The sequence below is a fragment of the Streptomyces sp. NPDC043812 genome (genome assembly GCF_056436245.1).
In genome coordinates, this window is the sequence record NZ_JBWKCY010000010.1 from 237,509 (window position 1) to 255,051 (window position 17,543).

Annotated in this window: 16 protein-coding genes, 1 pseudogene and 1 riboswitch; of the genes and pseudogenes, 11 read left to right on the forward strand and 6 right to left on the reverse strand. The window is 71.1% G+C overall.

All coding sequences use genetic code 11. The features are described from left to right. Positions 1-49: 49 nt before the first annotated feature. Entirely contained in the window at positions 50-928 is an 879-nt protein-coding gene (locus AC067Z_RS17455; RefSeq protein WP_478790390.1) for a universal stress protein, read from the reverse strand. Between the two features lie 227 nt (positions 929-1,155). Here AC067Z_RS17455 and AC067Z_RS17460 point away from each other — a divergent pair, with 227 nt between their 5' ends. Next, positions 1,156-2,034, forward strand: coding sequence for an HAD family hydrolase (locus AC067Z_RS17460; protein WP_478790391.1), 879 nt, complete (start codon positions 1,156-1,158; stop codon positions 2,032-2,034). Positions 2,035-2,036: 2 nt separating this feature from the next. Next, positions 2,037-4,436: a glycoside hydrolase family 65 protein gene (locus AC067Z_RS17465; RefSeq protein WP_478790392.1), complete on the forward strand. Its 2,400-nt coding sequence runs from the start codon at positions 2,037-2,039 to the stop codon at positions 4,434-4,436. Positions 4,437-4,487: 51 nt separating this feature from the next. On the opposite strand, the gene AC067Z_RS17470 is transcribed toward AC067Z_RS17465, so the two are convergent. Next, a complete protein-coding gene (locus AC067Z_RS17470) occupies positions 4,488-5,090 on the reverse strand; it encodes a CBS domain-containing protein (protein WP_478790393.1) in 603 nt (200 codons plus the stop codon). A gap of 244 nt (positions 5,091-5,334) precedes the next feature. On the opposite strand from AC067Z_RS17470, the gene AC067Z_RS17475 reads away from it, so the two are divergent. Continuing rightward, positions 5,335-6,048: a helix-turn-helix domain-containing protein gene (locus tag AC067Z_RS17475; protein ID WP_478790394.1), complete on the forward strand. Its 714-nt coding sequence runs from the start codon at positions 5,335-5,337 to the stop codon at positions 6,046-6,048. 390 nt (positions 6,049-6,438) lie between these two features. Continuing rightward, positions 6,439-6,589: riboswitch (cyclic di-AMP (ydaO/yuaA leader) on the forward strand. A 4-nt stretch (positions 6,590-6,593) separates the two neighbouring features. Beyond that, a complete protein-coding gene (locus AC067Z_RS17480; RefSeq protein WP_478790395.1) occupies positions 6,594-7,382 on the forward strand; it encodes a transglycosylase SLT domain-containing protein in 789 nt (262 codons plus the stop codon). A gap of 120 nt (positions 7,383-7,502) precedes the next feature. On the opposite strand, the gene AC067Z_RS17485 is transcribed toward AC067Z_RS17480, so the two are convergent. Then, a complete protein-coding gene (locus AC067Z_RS17485) occupies positions 7,503-8,132 on the reverse strand; it encodes a Rossmann-fold NAD(P)-binding domain-containing protein (RefSeq protein ID WP_478790396.1) in 630 nt (209 codons plus the stop codon). Positions 8,133-8,145: 13 nt separating this feature from the next. On the opposite strand from AC067Z_RS17485, the gene AC067Z_RS17490 reads away from it, so the two are divergent. The 5 genes and pseudogenes from AC067Z_RS17490 (at position 8,146) to AC067Z_RS17510 (ending at position 11,857) form a co-directional block, all read left to right on the forward strand. Next, positions 8,146-8,265 (forward strand): hypothetical protein, encoded by a 120-nt coding sequence (locus tag AC067Z_RS17490; RefSeq protein WP_478790397.1) that lies wholly within the window; start codon positions 8,146-8,148, stop codon positions 8,263-8,265. Between the two features lie 57 nt (positions 8,266-8,322). After that, positions 8,323-9,213: an ATP-grasp domain-containing protein gene (locus tag AC067Z_RS17495; RefSeq protein ID WP_478790398.1), complete on the forward strand. Its 891-nt coding sequence runs from the start codon at positions 8,323-8,325 to the stop codon at positions 9,211-9,213. A gap of 335 nt (positions 9,214-9,548) precedes the next feature. Then, positions 9,549-10,226, forward strand: a complete 678-nt coding sequence (locus AC067Z_RS17500) for an ABC transporter permease (RefSeq protein WP_478790399.1) — start codon at positions 9,549-9,551, stop codon at positions 10,224-10,226. Next, the gene (locus AC067Z_RS17505; RefSeq protein WP_478790400.1) at positions 10,223-10,897 is read left to right on the forward strand and encodes an ABC transporter permease; all 675 of its coding nucleotides are present in this window, start codon (positions 10,223-10,225) and stop codon (positions 10,895-10,897) included. Before AC067Z_RS17500 ends, AC067Z_RS17505 begins: the two co-directional genes overlap by 4 nt. Further along, positions 10,894-11,857: pseudogene (locus tag AC067Z_RS17510) on the forward strand (ABC transporter substrate-binding protein). The gene AC067Z_RS17505 and the pseudogene AC067Z_RS17510 overlap by 4 nt, the downstream one beginning before the upstream one ends. A gap of 24 nt (positions 11,858-11,881) precedes the next feature. Here the strand turns inward: AC067Z_RS17510 and AC067Z_RS17515 are convergent. The 3 genes from AC067Z_RS17515 to AC067Z_RS17525 form a co-directional block, all read right to left on the reverse strand. Further along, positions 11,882-12,607, reverse strand: a complete 726-nt coding sequence (locus AC067Z_RS17515) for a cupin domain-containing protein (protein WP_478790401.1) — start codon at positions 12,605-12,607, stop codon at positions 11,882-11,884. Between the two features lie 126 nt (positions 12,608-12,733). Further along, positions 12,734-13,135 (reverse strand): acetylxylan esterase, encoded by a 402-nt coding sequence (locus AC067Z_RS17520; protein ID WP_478790402.1) that lies wholly within the window; start codon positions 13,133-13,135, stop codon positions 12,734-12,736. Positions 13,136-13,238: 103 nt separating this feature from the next. Continuing rightward, the gene (locus tag AC067Z_RS17525) at positions 13,239-14,405 is read right to left on the reverse strand and encodes an ABC transporter ATP-binding protein (protein WP_478790403.1); all 1,167 of its coding nucleotides are present in this window, start codon (positions 14,403-14,405) and stop codon (positions 13,239-13,241) included. 224 nt (positions 14,406-14,629) lie between these two features. Between AC067Z_RS17525 and AC067Z_RS17530 the strand changes: the two genes are divergently transcribed. Together AC067Z_RS17530 and AC067Z_RS17535 are read left to right on the forward strand one after the other, a co-directional pair. Then, positions 14,630-16,102 carry a cellulase family glycosylhydrolase gene (locus AC067Z_RS17530; RefSeq protein WP_478790404.1) on the forward strand — a complete coding sequence of 491 codons (1,473 nt, stop codon included), beginning with the start codon at positions 14,630-14,632 and terminating at the stop codon, positions 16,100-16,102. Between the two features lie 119 nt (positions 16,103-16,221). After that, positions 16,222-17,520: an alpha/beta fold hydrolase gene (locus tag AC067Z_RS17535; protein WP_478790405.1), complete on the forward strand. Its 1,299-nt coding sequence runs from the start codon at positions 16,222-16,224 to the stop codon at positions 17,518-17,520. Positions 17,521-17,543: the final 23 nt, after the last annotated feature.

The following is a 17,543-nucleotide window of genomic DNA, read 5'->3' on the forward strand; positions in this document are numbered from 1 at the left end:
TCTCCGGCTGCGCCGACCCGCCGAAGCGCCCGCCGAAGACGGCTGCCGGTCAGTCGTGCGCGACGACCGCGACCGGCGCCGTGCAGTGGTGCATCGCCGCGTGCGCCACATGCCCGATGTGCGGGGCCAGGGGAGCGCGCCGGACACGGCGGCCCACCACGACGAGCGCCGCACCGGCCGCTTCCTCCACCAGCACCCGCGCGGCCGCACCCATGACGGCCCGCTCCACCACGTCCACAAGAGGATGCCGCTGCTGCCACGGAAGCAACGCCGCACCGAGCGCCGCTGCCGCCTCCTGCGCGGCATGGTGCCGGTGGTCCGGGGAGTGGGCGAACAGCAGATGGGGCGGCTTCCAGGCGTGGACCGCCCGCAGGGCGCTGCCACGCCGGACCGCCTCGTCGAACGCGAACGACAGCATGCGGTCGGCACCCTCGTGGACGTCCACACCGACCACGACGTCCTCGCCCCCGTCACCGGCCCCCGCCGGGGCCGACCGGCCGTGCTGATCCGGCGCCCGGACGAGGACGACCGGTACCTCCGTGGCGCCGATGGTCGCCATGCCGACCGATCCCATGAGCGTGCCCATGACCGTGCCCAGGCCCCGCGACCCCAGCACCAGCAGCTCCGCGTCCGCCGACTCGACAGCCAGCGCGGCGGGAGGCCGGCCCGAGAGACGGCGGACCGAGACGTCGAGGCCGGGATGGTCCGCGCGCAGCTGCGCGGCGGCGTCGTCGAGCAGTTTGTCGGCCCAGCGACGGTGGTCGTCGCGGTCGACCGTGGGTGCGGCCACGGCCACCGGGAGGGGCCATTCCTCCACGTGCACGAGCAGCAGACCCGCGCCGCGCAGTGCCGCGTCCCGGGCCGCCCAGTGCGCGGCGGCGAGGCTCTCGGGGGAGCTGTCCAGACCGGCTGTCACATGACGGGTCATGATCCTCTCCTCCTTCGGACCGACGTTGCGGCCACCCTTCCAGCGTGCCGCGTCCACGCTCCCCGTGCGCCGCGCGGGGAGCGGCGGCCCCGTTCGGCGGGCGGGCCCCGGCGTGGGCGGCCATCCTGATCACGTGGGCTCCGCACGCGGCCGCCCGGTGGGCCGTGCGGGCGACGAGGACGGAGCCCGGGACGCAACGGCGTCCGAAGCGGGCAGGGAGGATCGCCATGACGGTGCGCGGAGGGCAGGCACCGGCGGACCGCGGGCGCGGCCGGCTGGCCTGGCGCCAGGCCTCCGCGGTGGTGTGCGACACCGACGGCGTCATCACCGACTCGGCAGGCGTGCACGCCGCGACATGGAAGAAGGCGTTCGACGCCTGCCTCGCGGACCACCCGCCCGAAGATCCCCGCGCCCGCCGCCCGTTCGACGTGCGGGACGACTACCTGCGCCATGTCGACGGCCGGTCCCGGCTGGACGGCGCCGCCGCGTTTCTCGCCTCGCGCGGCCTGGACCTGCCGCCCGGCGGCATCGACGACCCACCGGGCACGGACACGGTGGGCGCGGTCGCCGCGTACAAGGAGCAGTTGTACACGGCGCGCCTGCGCGAGCAGGGCATCGACGCCTACCCCGGCACCGTACGGCTGCTGAACGCGCTGCGCGCCCGGTCGGTTCCCCTTGCGGCCGTGTCCGCCTCACGTCACGCCCGTGAACTGCTCACCCGCTCCGGCACACTCCCGTACTTCGACGTACTCGTCGACGGGAGCGAGGCGGCCCGGCTCCGTCTGCCCGGGAAACCGGATCCCGCGCTCTTCCTGGAGGCGGCCCGAAGGCTCGGCGTGCCGCCGGCCCGTTCCGCGGTCGTCGAGGACGCGCTGGCCGGTGTGGAGGCCGGACGGCGCGGCGGGTTCGCCCTGGTGGTCGGCGTCGACCGCACCGCGGGCCCCGGCACCGCGCTGCTCGACCGCGGCGCCGACGTCGTCGTGCGGGACCTCGCCGAATTGCTCGCCGAGGAGCCGGACACCCACGGCGCGGACGCCGGGCCAAGGGAGGCGCACCGTCGCGCAGCCGGTGAAGCGCCCCGCGGCCCCCGTACCCCGGAGGACTGACGATGGCCGAGTGGATCTGGACGTACGAGGGGTACGAACCCGCCCGTGAGCGGCTCCGCGAAGCCCTGTGCACCCTCGGCAACGGCTATTTCGCCACCCGCGGTGCCGCCCCCGAATGCGTCGCCGACGACCTGCACTACCCCGGCACGTACGCCGCGGGCTGCTACAACCGGCTCACCTCCACGGTCTCCGGCCGCCAGGTCGAGAACGAGGACATGGTCAACCTGCCCAACTGGCTGCCCCTGCGCTTTCGCCTGCACAGCGCGGAAGGCGACGAACCCTGGTTCGGCCCGGACGGCCCCGCCCTGCTCGCACACCGCCAGCAGCTGGACCTGCGCGCGGGGACACTCGAGCGGACCGCGCGGTACGCCACCGACGACGGCCGCGTCCTCACCGTGCGTCAACTGCGCCTCGTCCACATGGGAGATCCGCATCTCGCGGCACTGCGCACCGAGTTCACCGCGGACGGCTGGTCCGGGGACATCGAGGTCGAGTCCGCGCTCGACGGTGCGGTGACCAACAGCGGCGTGGCACGCTACCGACAGCTCAACGGCAGCCATCTGGTCCACGTCAACGCCGGTGACGGGGAGACGGACATGATGTGGCTGCGCTGCCGCACCACCACGTCCGACATCCGGATCGGCATGGCGGCCCGCACCACCGCCGACGACCCCGCGGACCACGAACAGGCCCACACCGCCCACGAACCCCTTCGCGCCGTCCAGCTGCTGCGGCTGTCGTTGGTGGCCGGCCGCACCCGGACCATCGACAAGACGGTCGCGCTGCACACCTCCCGCGACTCGGCGATCAGCGACCCCCTGCACGCGGCCGTCGACCGCGTGACGCGCGCCCCGGGCTTCGACGAGGTGCTGCGCACCCACCGCACGGCATGGGTGCAACTGTGGCGCAGGGGCGAGCTGGACGTGCCGGGCGAGGCCGGGCGCATTCTGCAACTGCACCTGTTCCACGTCCTGCAGACCCTGTCGCCGCACACCGCGGACCTCGACGTCGGGGTGCCCGCCCGCGGCCTGCACGGCGAGGCGTACCGGGGCCATGTCTTCTGGGACGAACTGTTCGTCCTGCCCTATCTGAACCTGCACTTCCCCGAGGTCTCGCAGGCTCTGCTGACGTACCGCTACCGCCGCCTCGAACAGGCACGCAAGCTCGCCCGTGACGCAGGGCGGCGCGGGGCCATGTACCCGTGGCAGAGCGGCAGCGACGGGCGCGAGGAGACACAGGAGCTGCACCTCAACCCGCGCTCCGGTCGCTGGCTGCCCGACCACTCGCGCCTCCAGCACCATGTCGGCTCGGCCATCGCGTACAACGTGTGGCAGTACTGCGAGGCGACCGGCGACGCGGAGTTCCTGCACACCAAGGGCGCGGAAATGCTGACGCGGATCGCCCGCTTCTGGGCGGACTTCGCGGTGTACGACGAGGCCATGGGCCGCTACCGCATCCGCGGGGTGGTGGGTCCCGACGAGTACCACGAGGCGTACCCGGGCTCGGACAGGCCCGGCCTCGACGACAACGCCTACACCAACGTCACCGCGGCCTGGGTGCTCGCCCGTGCGATCGACGTCGTACGTGACCTGCCCGAACCGCGCCGCACGGAACTGCGCGAACGCACCGGACTCGACACCGCCGAACTGACGCGCTGGCAGGAGGTCTCGCAGCGGTTGTACGTGCCCTTCCATGACGACGTCATCAGCCAGTTCCACGGCTACGGCGATCTGGAGGAACTGGACTGGGACAGACTGCGAGACCGCCACGGCGACATCCGCCGCCTCGACCGCGTCCTGGAGGCCGAGGGCGACACCGTCAACCGCTACCGGGTGTCGAAGCAGGCCGATGTCCTGATGCTCGGCTATCTCTTCTCGCCCGCCGAACTGAGTGGCCTCTTCCGGCGCCTCGGCTACGAACTCGACGCCGAGACCTGGCACCGGACGGTGGACTACTACCTGAGACGCACCAGCCACGGATCGACTCTCAGCGGTCTGGTCCACGGCTGGGTGCTGGCCAGGGTGCGCCGCGAGGATGCCTGGTCGTACTGCCGCGAGGCGCTGGAGGGCGACATTGCCGATCTGCAGGGCGGCACCACCGAGGAGGGCGTGCACCTGGGCGCGATGGCGGGCACCCTCGACCTCTTCCAGCGCGGCCTGACCGGGCTGGAGACCCGTAACGGGGCGTTGTGGTTCGACCCCGTCCCCTCGCCCCAGCTGTCCGAGTACGGCTTCTCCGTCCGCTACCACGGGCACTGGGGTGTGCGGGTACGGATGCGGCCCGGGGAGCTGAGGATCGGCGTACCGGCCTCCGACGGGCCCCCCGTCGAGGTGCGGCTCTCCCACCACACGGTGTCCGTGGAGCCGGGCACGTCGTGCCTGCTCACCCTGCCGGAGGACTGAACGGTCGGCGTGCCCCGCCCCTGAGGGCTCCGTGTCGTCGTGCCCCGCCGCTCACGCCTTCGTGTCGTCGTGCTCGAAGGCGAGCCGGTCGACGACGTCCACCACGCCGTCGATGCTCTGGCACATACGCACCACGATGCGCACCTGACTTCTGTGCTCCAGCATCCCGCTGAGCGTCACTCTGCCGTCGTCGACCTCGACCGCCACCGCCGCGGGGGACACCCCGAGCGTCCGCGCGAGCACCTCCTCGACGATCTCCTCCTGGATGGCGCGGTCGCGGCGGAGGAACAGCTGGAGCAGATCGCTGCGGCTCACCACCCCGATGAGCCGGCCGGAGGCGTCCACCACCGGCAGCCGTTTGATGCGGCGTTCCTCCATCACCCGGGCAGCCTCCACGGCATTCCACTCGGGACGTGCCACCACGGCGGGGCTGGACATGAGCCCCTCGGCGGTGTCGGAGCCACTGCCGCTGGTGTATCTGCGCAGCAGGTCCGCCTCGGACACCACGCCGACCGGCCGGCCGTCCTCGTCGATCACCGGGACGGCCGTGATGCCGTACTCATCGAGCAGTCGCGCGATCTCCTTGAACGCGGTGCCGCGCTGTGCGACGACGGCCTGCGGCGTCATCAGGTCGGCCACGGAACGGTGCCTCATCGCCCGCCGGTCCTGAGCTTCATCGCGGCACCTCCACGCGCCTTCGTCCTGTTCCCCGATTCTCCGATCATGTCCAGTGTCGGCCACCCGCGCCGTATGCCCGGACCGCCCCGCCGGTCCGCCCGCCGCCGCCGGACCCCGCCGGTGGCCCCGCCCCGCCGCCGTGCGGCGCCTGCGTCCCGTGGCTACCGTGGGCGCGAGGCCCGCGTCGCGGCTGGAACACGGATTGGGGAAGGTGCCCACCATGCCCGAGCAGCCCACGACCGCAGCCGGTGTTCCGGGCAGGGGAGGGCCGAAGGAGGAGATCGGTCGCCGGGTCGCTGCCCGTCGGCGGCAGCTCGGGCTGTCCCGGGAGGACGTCGCCCTGCGGGCGGGCTCGGCACCGGGGTACATCGAGTATCTGGAGGACAAGTCGGCGACGCCCGGGATGGGCTTCCTGCTGCGTCTGGCCGATGCCCTGGAGACGACGGTCACCGCGCTGACCGGCGGAGAGGCCGATCTGCCGCCGGGGGTGGGCAGGGCCGCCTACCACCCCGAGCTGGTGGAGCTCGGTTCCGACGAGTGCTGGTCGCTGCTGGGGACGCACGGGGTGGGCCGCGTCGCGGTCACCACCCAGGAGGGGCCGGCCATTCTCCCGGTCAACTACCTTGTCGCCGAAGGGGAGGTGGCCTTCCTGACCACGCCCGACGTGCTGCCCGCCAGGGCCGCCGACGGCGAGATCGCCTTCGAAGTCGACCATATCGACGAGGCGTTCAGCCAGGGATGGAGTGTGCTGGTCGTGGGCACCGCCCGGACCGTCACCGACGAGGCCGCCGTACGGGAGCTGGAGCGGCAGGCGTACAGCGCGCCATGGGCCGGGGGAGAGCGGGAGCTGTGGATCGCGGTCGCGCCGGAGAGGGTCACGGGCCGCCGCATCCTGGTGCGCGCGGCGCCGGGACGCCCGCATCTCCACCGGTGAGGGCCTGACAGTCAGGGCCCGACCCCTCGGGGGATGAATCGGGCATTCAGCTTCATTAGCGAATGTTTCGGAATTCGCCGCATGACTGGTTCATTTCTGATTGCCCTCATGTCCGTTTAGCGGCATCTTGCATGTCTCGTCATTCTTTGTTCCAGCGGTCGTGACTTCGGTCACGACCGTGGGAACCCTGAGCGGAACCAAGTGCTCCACTTTCCTTGCGCGGAGCGAGAGTTGGGCCCTCCGTGATCAATGGATGATGAGATCATTTGTCCCTTTCTCTGCCTATCCATTGCGTTTGTGAATTCAGGGCTTGTTTCCTCCGGGCGCTCTCGCTTACGGTCACCGCATTCCGGATGGAACGCCGAATCCTGCCGCCGTCCGGTACCCGACCACACAAACTCGCGTAGGGCAGGAGCGGGGGACCCAGGTAAGCCGCCGGTCCGCACAGCGGAACGGCTAGGGGTGAAGTCGCTGCAATCCGGCGACCGGACATCTCCAGTCCGAACCCGACAGCTCACCTCGCAGGCGACGGAGAGGAATTCGTCATGCCTGCAAAGGGTAAGCACCGCCGTCCCAAGTCCCACCGCCTCACTCGCGGATTCGCCGTCGCAGGCACGGGTGGTGCGGCCCTCGCCCTGCCACTGATCGGCGCGACCACCGCCGGCGCGGCCCAGCCCGCCCAGCCGGCCACCGTCGAGAAGGTCGCCGTGTCGGCCCCTGCTCCCGCGAAGAAGGCGCCGAGCACCTACTCCGTCGTGGCCGGCGACTCCCTGTCGCGGATCGCCCACCAGCACTCCCTCAGTGGTGGCTGGAAGGAGCTGTACAACGACAACCGCCGGAACATCGGTGCCGACCCGGCGCTGATCCGTCCCGGCCTCGAGCTGACCATCGGCGCCAAGGCCAAGACGGCGGCGGACTCCGCGAAGCGTGCCACCGCCGACCGCGCGGACCGCTCCGAGCGCACGAGCGCCGCGCCCACCAAGGCCGCCCCCAAGGCGAAGCCCACCGCGTACGCCGACAACCTGGACGGCTGGATCCGCGAGTCGCTCGACGTGATGGGCAAGCACGGAATTCCCGGATCCTACGAGGGAATTCACCGCAACATCATGCGTGAGTCCTCGGGCAATCCGCTGGCGATCAACAACTGGGATTCCAACGCCGTTGCCGGAACGCCGTCCAAGGGTCTTCTTCAGGTGATCGACCCGACCTTCCGCGCCTACCATGTGCCCGGTACTTCCATGGACAGCTACGACCCGGTCGCGAACATCACCGCCGCGTGCAACTATGCCGCCGACAGGTACGGTTCGATCGACAATGTGAACGGTCCCTACTGACCGTCCCGTTGTCTTCGCGGTTCCGATTGCACATGAATTCACGGCCGAGGGGCGCGGGTCCTGACATCTCGTCAGCACCCGCGCCCCTCGGCCGTTCCCGGGCGGGCTCCGACGCGGGAGTCACTGCTCCGCGACGGCGGTTCCCGCGGCCCGGTCCTCAGCGGCAGCGGGCAGCGTGAACCCCGTGAGGCGTTCGGCCTCCGACCACAGCCGGGCGTTGACCGCGGGGTCCAGCGCCCGGCGGGTGATGCGCGCGGTGGTGGTGGGCCGCACGAGCCCGAGGCGGTGACCGGGTCCGTAGTACCCGCCGGACACTGCTGCCGGATCGGCTGCCGCGAACAGCAGGGGTTCGGAGCCCTGCTCGACACCCTGCTTGGGCAGGAAGTCCAGCGCCTTGCGCACCGCGTGCAGCCGGGGCGGCCTGACCCGGCCCAGGCTCGCTCCCGCTGTCTGCAGATTGGTGATCGTGTAGCCCGGGTGGGCGGCGGTGCTGACCAGGTTCCAGCCCCTGTCGGCGGCTGTCTCCGCGAGCCTGCCGGCCATGATCAGATCGGCCAGCTTGGACTGCGCGTACGCCAGGTTCGGGCGGTAGCGGCGCTCCCACTGGAGATCGTCGAACCGGATCCGGCCGAAGTTGGCCGTACCGCTGCTCATGGTCGCCACGCGCGGCGCGGGGGCGGCGAGCAGGGCGGGCAGCAGGCGCAGTGTCAGGGCGAACTGGTCTTCGGTGCCATCTGGACCTACGCCCATCCCCTCGGCCGCGATGCAGGCCGCCTACGCCGCCGACCCCGCGCTCGCCGCGTTGCGCCTCGACTTCACCGCGACCCTGCGGGAGACCCTCGAGGTCCTGTTGTCCGGGCCGCTCGCACGGGCAGGCCGCTGACGCGCACGCGTGGCCGCAGGCACCGGCCGGCCGCGCCAGGGGGCGCCCCGTGGCCGAATGAGGCCCTTGGATAGTTTTACGGTCAACCGATCTCAGGAGACGCCCGTGTCCGCCAGGCCCCGCTTGCTGCTCGTCACCGATCTCGCCTACCCGGCCAGGGGCCGCCGGTACTGCGACGAGGACATCTTCCTGTCCGCCCGGCTGCGCGAGGACTTCGACCTCGCCCTGTGCCACCCCGGGGACGCGGCCACCCTGATGTCCGGCTTCGACGCCGTCGTGGTCCGCAACAGCGGACCCGTACTCCACTACCAGGACGCCTACGACGACTTCCGCGACCGTGCCGCCCGCGACGGCGTCCGCGTCTACAACCCGCTGTCCGCCCGCGGCGACATGGCAGGCAAGCAGTACCTGCTGGACCTGACCGCGGCAGGGCTGCCAGTCATCCCCACGGTCGACCGGCTCGACGACCTCGGTCTGCTGCCTCCGGCCGAGCAGTACGTGGTCAAGCCCAAGGTGGGCGCGGACTCCATCGGGCTGCAGTTCGCCGGCCCGGACGCCCTGCCCGGACTGGTCCACGGTGACGTGCTCGTCCAGCCGCGCATCGACTTCCGCTACGAGGTCTCGTTCTACTTCGTCGACGACGCCTTCCAGTACGCCTTCTACGCCCCTGACCCCGACCGGCGATGGGCCCTGGAGCCGTACGAGCCCACTGCGGACGACCTCGCCTTCGCCCGCCTCTTCGTCGACTGGAACACCATCGACCACGGCATCCAGCGCGTCGACGCCTGCCGCACCGCGGACGGCGCACTGCTGCTCGTCGAGCTGGAGGACCTCAACCCGTATCTGTCCCTGGACCTCGTCGACGACGCGACCCGCGAAGGATTCGTCGCGGCCATGAAGGCATCGCTGCACCGCTTCCTGGCGGCGCCGGTTCCGGGTCTGTCCTAGGGCGTGTCCTCGGGGCGCCCCCGGTCAGGCCCTCGTCATCACCATCCGGCTCAGGACCGGTGACGTGTTCTCGGACCGCGAGCTGTGCGTCGTGCCCCGGGCAACGAGCTCTGTCCGGTCGCCGAGGAGGCGGCCGCGATCGTCCTGCTCGAACCCGAAGACGTCCTCAACACGGCTGACGCGGGCGGCCCGATGACCAAGGCAGCGGAGGCCCTGGACCGAACGGGACGGCCGGGGGCGGCCGGCTGCGTCGCACCCCGCCCCGGCCCGCCCGCGTCCGCCCGGACAGGCGAGCCCAGCGCGCACACACCGTCCTCGCGGGCTGCAATGGACAGATGACCGCGCCTCCCGACGACTGCCTCGCGCGAAACGACTGGATCTGCGGCGACTACCTCACCACCCGCAGCGAGATCATCACCGCCGCGGTGCTCCAGCATCTGCAGCTGACGTTCCTGGCGGTCTTCATCGGGCTCGTGCTCGCAGTCCCCCTCGCCGTGGCCGCCCGCCGCTGGGGGTGGGCCGCCGCGCCCGTGCTGGCCGTCACGACGATTCTCTACACGATCCCGTCGCTGGCGATGTTCTCCCTGCTGCTGCCCGTCTACGGCCTGTCCGCCACCATCGTGGTGGCCGGGCTCGTCCTGTACTCGCTCACCCTGCTCGTACGCAACATCCTCGCCGGTCTGCGCGCCGTCCCGGAGGACACCCGTCAGGCCGCACGCGGCATGGGATACGGGCCCCTGAGGATGCTGTGCGCCGTGGAACTCCCGCTCGCCCTGCCCGCCGCGATGGCCGGGCTGCGCATCGCCACCGTCTCCGCCGTCTCCCTCGTCACTATCGGTGCGATCGTCGGCTACGGCGGCCTCGGCAATCTCATCTACGCAGGTATGAACACCTACTTCAAGGCTCAGGTGCTCACCGCCTCCGTCCTGTGCGTGGTCATCGCCGTCGCCGCGGACCTGGCGCTGCTGCTCGTGCAGCGCGTGCTCACGCCGTGGACGAGGCGGACCTCATGAACACCCTTTCGTCCGCGTGGGACTGGCTCACCACCGCCGCCAACTGGTCCGGCGACGGCGGCATCTGGCAGCGGCTCGGCGAGCACCTCTTCCTCACCGCCGTCTGTCTCGTCCTCAGCTGCCTCATCGCCCTTCCCGTCGCCCTCGTCCTCGGACATCTCGGCAAGGGCGGCGCCCTCGCCGTCAACATCTCGAACGTGGGCCGCGCCGTCCCCACCTTCGCCGTGCTCGTCCTGCTGCTGCTCAGCCCGATCGGCTCGTACGGATCATGGCCGACGATCATCGCCCTGGTGCTGTTCGCCGTGCCGCCCCTGCTCACCAACGCCTACGTCGGCATGCGCGGCGTGGACCAGGACACCGTGCGGGCCGCGCGAGGCATGGGCATGACCGGTCCCCAACTGCTGTTCCGTGTCGAAGTGCCGCTCGCGCTGCCGCTGATCCTCACCGGGCTGCGGATCGCCGCCGTGCAGCTCGTCGCCACGGCGACGATCGCCGCGCTCGCGGGCGGTGGCGGCCTCGGACGGATCATCACCGCGGGCTTCAACCTCGCATCCACCCCGCAGGTGGTCGCGGGAGCGGTACTCGTCGCGGTGTTCGCGCTCATCGTCGAGGGACTGTTCGAACTGGTCCAGCGGCTGGCACCGGCCTGGGCCCGGGGGAGCGGTGCATGAGAACGCCCAGGACACGCGCCCCACTGGCTGCCGCGGCCGCGGCCCTGCTCACCGCCGGCTGCGCCACCGGACCGTCTCTGGAGACCCAGGGCGAGGTCACCGCGCCGCCCGGCGACAGCAAGCACCTGACGATCGGGTCGGCGGGCTTCACCGAGAGCGATCTGCTGGCCCGGATGTACGCGCTGCTGCTCACCGACGCCGGATACGGCACCGAGATCCTCTCCGTCACCAACCGCGAGCTGTACGAACCGGCGCTGGAGAGCGGCCAGATCGATGTCGTACCCGAGTACGCGGCGACGTTCGCCGACTGGCTGAACGCGAAGGTGAACGGGCCGAAAGCGGCAACCGTCGGATCGCCCGACCTCGCCGCAACCATGTCCGCCCTGCGGGCACTCGCGACGCCGCGAGGACTCACCATCCTCGACGCCGGCAGGGCCGTCGACCAGAACGCCTTCGCTGTCACCGAGTCGTTCGCGTCCGAGAACGGGCTGAAGACACTGAGCGACCTGGGCCGTTCCGGGCGCCCGGTGCGGCTCGCGGCCGGAGACGAGTGTGTGCAGCGCCCCTACTGTGCTCCTGGTTTGAAGAAGACCTATGGAATCGACATCACCGCTGTCGACCCGAAGGGTGTGGGCACCACACAGGCCAAACAGGCCGTCCAGAGCGGTCAGGACCAGATGGTGCTCACCACCACCACGGACGCGACACTCGACGACTTCGGTCTCGTCCTGCTCGCGGACGACAGGCGTCTGCAGAACGCCGACTACATCGTGCCCGTCGTCAACCGGGCCAGGGCGGGCGGCGAAGGCGTCACCCGTGCTCTGGGAAGGCTCAACACCGTGCTGACGACCGGCGATCTCGCCAGGCTCAACGAACAGGTCGACAGCTGGCGCCGGCTGCCCGAGGACGTGGCGCAACTACCTCGAATCGAAGGGACTCCTCGCCGCAGAGAAGGGCTGAGCGGGCACCGGCCGCCGGCGTCGCTCAGACGTTGTGCACGTCGTACACGTCCAGCCGGCCGCACATGCCGAACCGGCCGCGGGCCGCGGGCTGTTCGGACCGCACCCGTGCCTCCGCGAGATATCCGGCGTCGCCCGAGTCCAGCCGCGCGAGCTGGGCGCCTGTCGCCGCCGACGCCGCTGCCGCGCCGCGTTCCCAGCGCAGCCGCCAGTCGTCGGCGAGCGGGCGCACCAGTGCGGCGGCAGCCCGGTGGAAGGCGGCCAGCGGCTCGGGGTCCCCGGCCTCCGTCGCCCTGCGCAGTGCCGCGAAGCCCTCGACGGCGAGGTCGCGCCGGCGGCGCGCCGTCTGTTCGATCTCCTCCTCGGGCCCCTGTGACGGCAGCGCGACCGCCTCGCGGTAGACGCCGGGGTCCCGGAGGAACGGCGGGGGGAGCGTGAGGACGGCGTCGCCCGCCTCGGGAAGCCCGCAGTTCTGCATCAGGACGACGATGGTGAGTCCGCCGTGGTTGACCAGCCGGTGGATCGTGCCCGGGGTGAACCAGACCAGGGAGCCCGGCTCCAGCGGGGTCTGCCGGAAACCCGAGGCGGTGAGGGTCTGCACCGCCCCGTGGCCCCCGATGACGGAGTACCCCTCCGAACAGGTCAGATGAAGATGGGGAGTTCCCCCGCGCAGACCGTCCGCCGCGGGCCAGTCGTACACCTGCAGGCGTGACACGCCGATCCCGCCGGGCAGGCCTTCGTACGGTTCCACCAACGACCTCCTCCGGCCGGGTCCGGCCGGAGCCGGAGCGGCAAGCAGCGACGAACCGGTCGGCGGGATCGACCGGCGGGGCAAGCGCTTTCTATCCTGGGAACCTAGGCATCCCCGGCCGCCCGGTCAAGACAGCTGCTCCGGCAGCCACCACAGCTGGACCGCCTCCTGGAACGGACCGCCGCCTTCGTGGTCGTTGAAGTCGTAGATCTCGATCCGCTTGTCGTCGTGCCCGTACGCGTTGAACGCGGCGAACACCGTGGACGGCGGGCAGGTCTGGTCCTCCAGCGCCACCGAGAACAGCACGGGCGCCCGGGAGCGCGCCGCGAAGTGGACCCCGTCGAAGTACGCGAGGGTGCGCGTCGTCTGCTCGGTGCGGCCGCGGTGCGCCCTCAGGTGGAGGCCCACCTCCCGGTACGGCTCGCGGTCGGTGAGCGTCGTCGCCCAGAACGCGTCGAAGTCCCCGGGCTCGACGGACGTACTGCGATTCCTGCGCAGGTCGTCGACGGGCAGATCGAACAGGGCCATGGGGCAACCGCCTTCACCACGGGATGGACGTGCAGGTCACCACGGTCGGCGGCGGCCGGGCAAGCATGCCTCGTCGCCGGTCACCTGCTCGCCCCGCCACCGTTCATGCGTCGGCGACCGAGTCGAACTCCACCTCGTCGCGGGCCACTCCCTGTGCGTCCGCGTCCACCGACCGGCGAAGCGCCTCGTGCAGTTTCGCCGGCGTCAGCACCCCCAGGATCTGTTCGCCGTCCAGGACGGCCACCCAGCCCGCGTCGTGCTGCAGCATTTCGCTGAAAGCCTGCTTCAGCGGCGCGCCCACCGGGACCCAGGCGTCCATCCGGCGGGCGAGATCGCCGACCGTGCCCTGCTCGCCGGCGATCGCCAGAGCATCGGCCGACACCCAGCCGTGCAGCCCGCCGCCGCTGTCCAGGATCACGGCCCAGCGGGCGCCGCCCTCGTCGCGCAGCCGCGCGGCCGCCGACCGGGCCGTCTCGTCGAGACGGGCGACCGGCGGCTCCTCCAGATCGTCCGCCTCGACCGTGGTGACCGACAGCCGCTTCAGCCCACGGTCGGCGCCGACGAAGTGGGCGACGTACGGGGTGGCCGGCGTGCCGAGCACCGCGGCAGGGGTGTCGAACTGCTCGATGCGCCCCTGCCCGTACACCGCGATGCGATCGCCCATGCGCACCGCCTCCTCGATGTCGTGGGTCACCATGAGCACGGTCTTGCGCACCGTCGCCTGCAGGCCGAGGAATTCGTTCTGCAGCCGCTCGCGCACCACCGGATCGACGGCGCCGAACGGTTCGTCCATCAGCAGGACCGGGGGATCGGCGGCGAGGGCGCGGGCCACGCCCACCCGTTGACGCTGGCCGCCGGACAGCTGCGCCGGGTAGCGGGAGCCGTAGGTCTTCGGGTCGAGCCCCACCAGATCGAGCAGTTCGGCCGCGCGGGCACGGGCCTTCGCCTTCTTCCAGCCGAGGAGGGAGGGGACGGTGGCGGTGTTGTCGAGCACCGTGCGGTGCGGGAAGAGGCCGACCTGCTGGATGACGTAGCCGATGCGGCGGCGCAGTTGGACCGGGTCGACGCCGGCGATGTCCGAGCCGTCGACGAGGATCCGGCCGGCCGTCGGTTCGATCAGCCGGTTGACCATCATCATCGTCGTGGTCTTTCCGCAGCCGGACGGGCCGACAAGGGTGACGAGTTCGCCCTCGGCGACCTCGAAGGACAGATCGTCCACGGCCGTCGTGCCGTCCGGATAGACCTTGCTGACCTGCTCGAACCGGATCATCCCCCCACGCTAGGAGCGCGCGGACGGTCGCGCACACGGGCCGGACTGTCCGTGTCGTACCCGCCGGAGCAGCCGCAGCGGGACCTTTCCGTGTTCGGTCGGGACTCTTGCCGACCACCCGCGACCCCTGCTATTCCATTCGGTTAGGAAAGTTTCCTTCCAATCAATCGCTCCGATGCATCGGTTCTGTCCGGCCCCATCCGCCCAGCCAACGGAGACCCCCCATGAGACCGGCACGGTTCTGGAAACGCCCACTCGGCGGCATGGCCGTCCTCGGCGCTGCCCTGACCCTCGCGGTGACCGCCGCACCCACTGCACCCGCCGCACCCACGGCCCTCCCGGCGGTCCCCGCTGCCGCCGTCACCCACGAGGCCGAGAGCGCGAGCGTCTCGCGCGGTCTCGTCGAGTCCAACCACGCAGGTTTCACCGGCAGCGGCTTCGTCAACTACGACAACGTCGCCGGAAGTCACGTCCAGTGGACGGTCAACGCCGCCCAGGCGGGCCGGGCCACCCTGACCCTGCGCTACGCCAACGGCACCTCCGCCAACCGCCCCATGGACGTCGCCGTCAACGGCACGCTCGCCGCGGACGACCGCGCGTTCACCGGCACCGGTGCCTGGACCTCATGGTCGACGGCCACCGTCACCGCCGATCTCAAGGCGGGCGCCAACACCATCAGGGCCACCGCCACCACCGCCAACGGCGGCCCGAACGTCGACCACCTCGCCGTCGACACCGCCACCGATCCCGGCGACAGCACCCCCGCCGAGATCAACGGGCAGCTCAAGGTCTGCGGGACCAAGCTGTGCAACCAGTACGGCAAACCCATCCAGTTGCGCGGCATGAGCACCCACGGCACCCAGTGGTACAGCCAGTGCGTCACCAGCGGTTCGCTGAACGCCCTGGCCACCGACTGGAACGCCGACGTCCTGCGCGTCTCCACCTACGTCCAGGAGGGCGGTTACGAGACCGACCCGCGGCGCTTCACCGACCTGGCCCACTCCTTCATCGAGCAGGCCACCGCGCGGGGCATGTACGTGATCGTCGACTGGCACATGCTCAGCCCCGGCGACCCGCACCACAATCTCTCGCGTGCCAAGACCTTCTTCACCGAGATCGCCCAGCGGCACGGGAACAAGAAGAACCTGCTCTACGAGATCGCCAACGAGCCCAGCGGCGTGAGCTGGTCCCGGATCAAGAGCTATGCGGAGCAGCTCATCCCGGTCATCCGGCAGAACGACGCCGACACTCCGGTCCTCGTCGGCACCCGCGCCTGGTCCTCCCTCGGCCTCTCCGAGGACGGGAACGAGACCGAGGTCGTGAACAACCCGGTCAACGCCGCCAACATCATGTACACCTTCCACTTCTACGCGGCCTCCCACCGGGACGAGTACCTGAACGCGCTCTCCCGTGCCGCCGACAAGCTCCCGATGTTCGTCACCGAGTTCGGCACCCAGAACTTCGCCGGGGAGGACGCCAACGACTTCGCGATGTCCCAGCGGTACCTCGACCTCATGGCGAGCAAGAAGATCAGCTGGGTCAACTGGAACTACTCCGACGACGAGCGGTCCGGTGCCGTGTTCAAGAGCGGCACGTGCAACAACAACGGCCCCTGGACCGGCACGGCCTCGCTGAAGCCCGCCGGCGTCTGGGTCCGTGACCGGATCAGGACCCCGGACAACTTCCCCACCGGCTGACCCCTGCCACCGCCTCCCGGCGGTACGGCCCCCACCCTGCTGCGTCCCCGTCCGCCCGCTGTGATCCACTGGTCGGGCGGGGGCGCACACAGGAACAGGTCACGAAAGCAGGAGCAGCATTGGCCAGCTACCGGCAGCCCGGTGTCGTCCTCACCGATCACACCTTCACCGTCCCGCTCGACCACACCGCGCCGGACGGCGAACAGATCGAGCTCTACGGCCGCGAGGCAGTGGCGCCCGGCCGCACCGGTGACGATCTGCCCTGGCTGGTGTATCTGGAAGGCGGCCCGGGCAACGCGGCCCGGCGTTTCACCGGTGCGCAGGCATGGCTGGCGCGTGCCGTGAAGGAGTACCGCGTCCTCCTCCTGGACCAGCGCGGTACCGGCCGGTCCACCCCCCTGAACCGTCAGACCCTCCCGCTCCTCGGCGGCCCCGAGGAGCAGGCGGAACACCTCGGCCTCTTCCGCTCGGACGCCATCGTCCGCGACTGCGAGGCCATCCGGATGCGGCTCACAGGCGGCGCGCCCTGGACAGTGCTCGGCCAGAGCTTCGGCGGATTCTGCGCCACCCACTACCTGGCCACCGCCCCCGAAGGGCTGGACACCGTCCTGATCACCGGTGGCCTGCCCTCCCTCGACGCGCACGCCGACGACGTCTACCGGGCCGCCTACCCGCGCATCCGCCGCAAGGTCGAGAGCCACTACGCCCGCTACCCGCAGGACGTCGAACGGGCCCGCCGCATCGCCGTCCACCTCGCCGGTCGGCCCACCCGGCTGCCGACCGGCTACCTGCTCACCCCCGAGGCGTTCCAGTCGCTCGGCATCATGCTCGGCGGCGAGGACGGCAGTCACCGGTTGCACTACCTGCTGGAGAACGCCTTCGTCCGCACCGGGGCGGGGCTCGAGCTCTCCGACACCTTCCAGGAGGCCGTCGGCTCCGCCCTCTCGTTCGCCGGGCACCCCCTGTACGCCGTCCTGCACGAGGCGATCTACGCCCAGGGCGGTCGGCCGACCGCCTGGGCCGCCGAGCGTGTCCGCGCCGAGTTCCCCGAGTTCGACGCGGCAGCGGCCCTCGCCGGCGACGCCCCGCTGATGTTCACCGGCGAGACCATCCACCCCTGGCAGTTCGAGACCGACCCGGCCCTGCGCCCGCTGCGCGAGACCGCCGAACTGCTCGCCGCCCGCACCGACTGGCCGGCGTTGTACGACCCGGCCCGGCTTGCCGCCAACGAGGTGCCCGTCGCGGCCGCCGTCTACCACGACGACATGTACGTCGACACCGCCGATTCGCTGCGCACCGCGCGGACCGTCCGCGGGCTGCGTACCTGGGTCACCGACGAGTACGAGCACGACGGGGTGCGCGCGAGCGGCACCAGGGTCCTCGACCGACTGCTCGCCCTCGCCCGTGACGAGGTCTGACGGCCGATCAACTCCCGTACCGG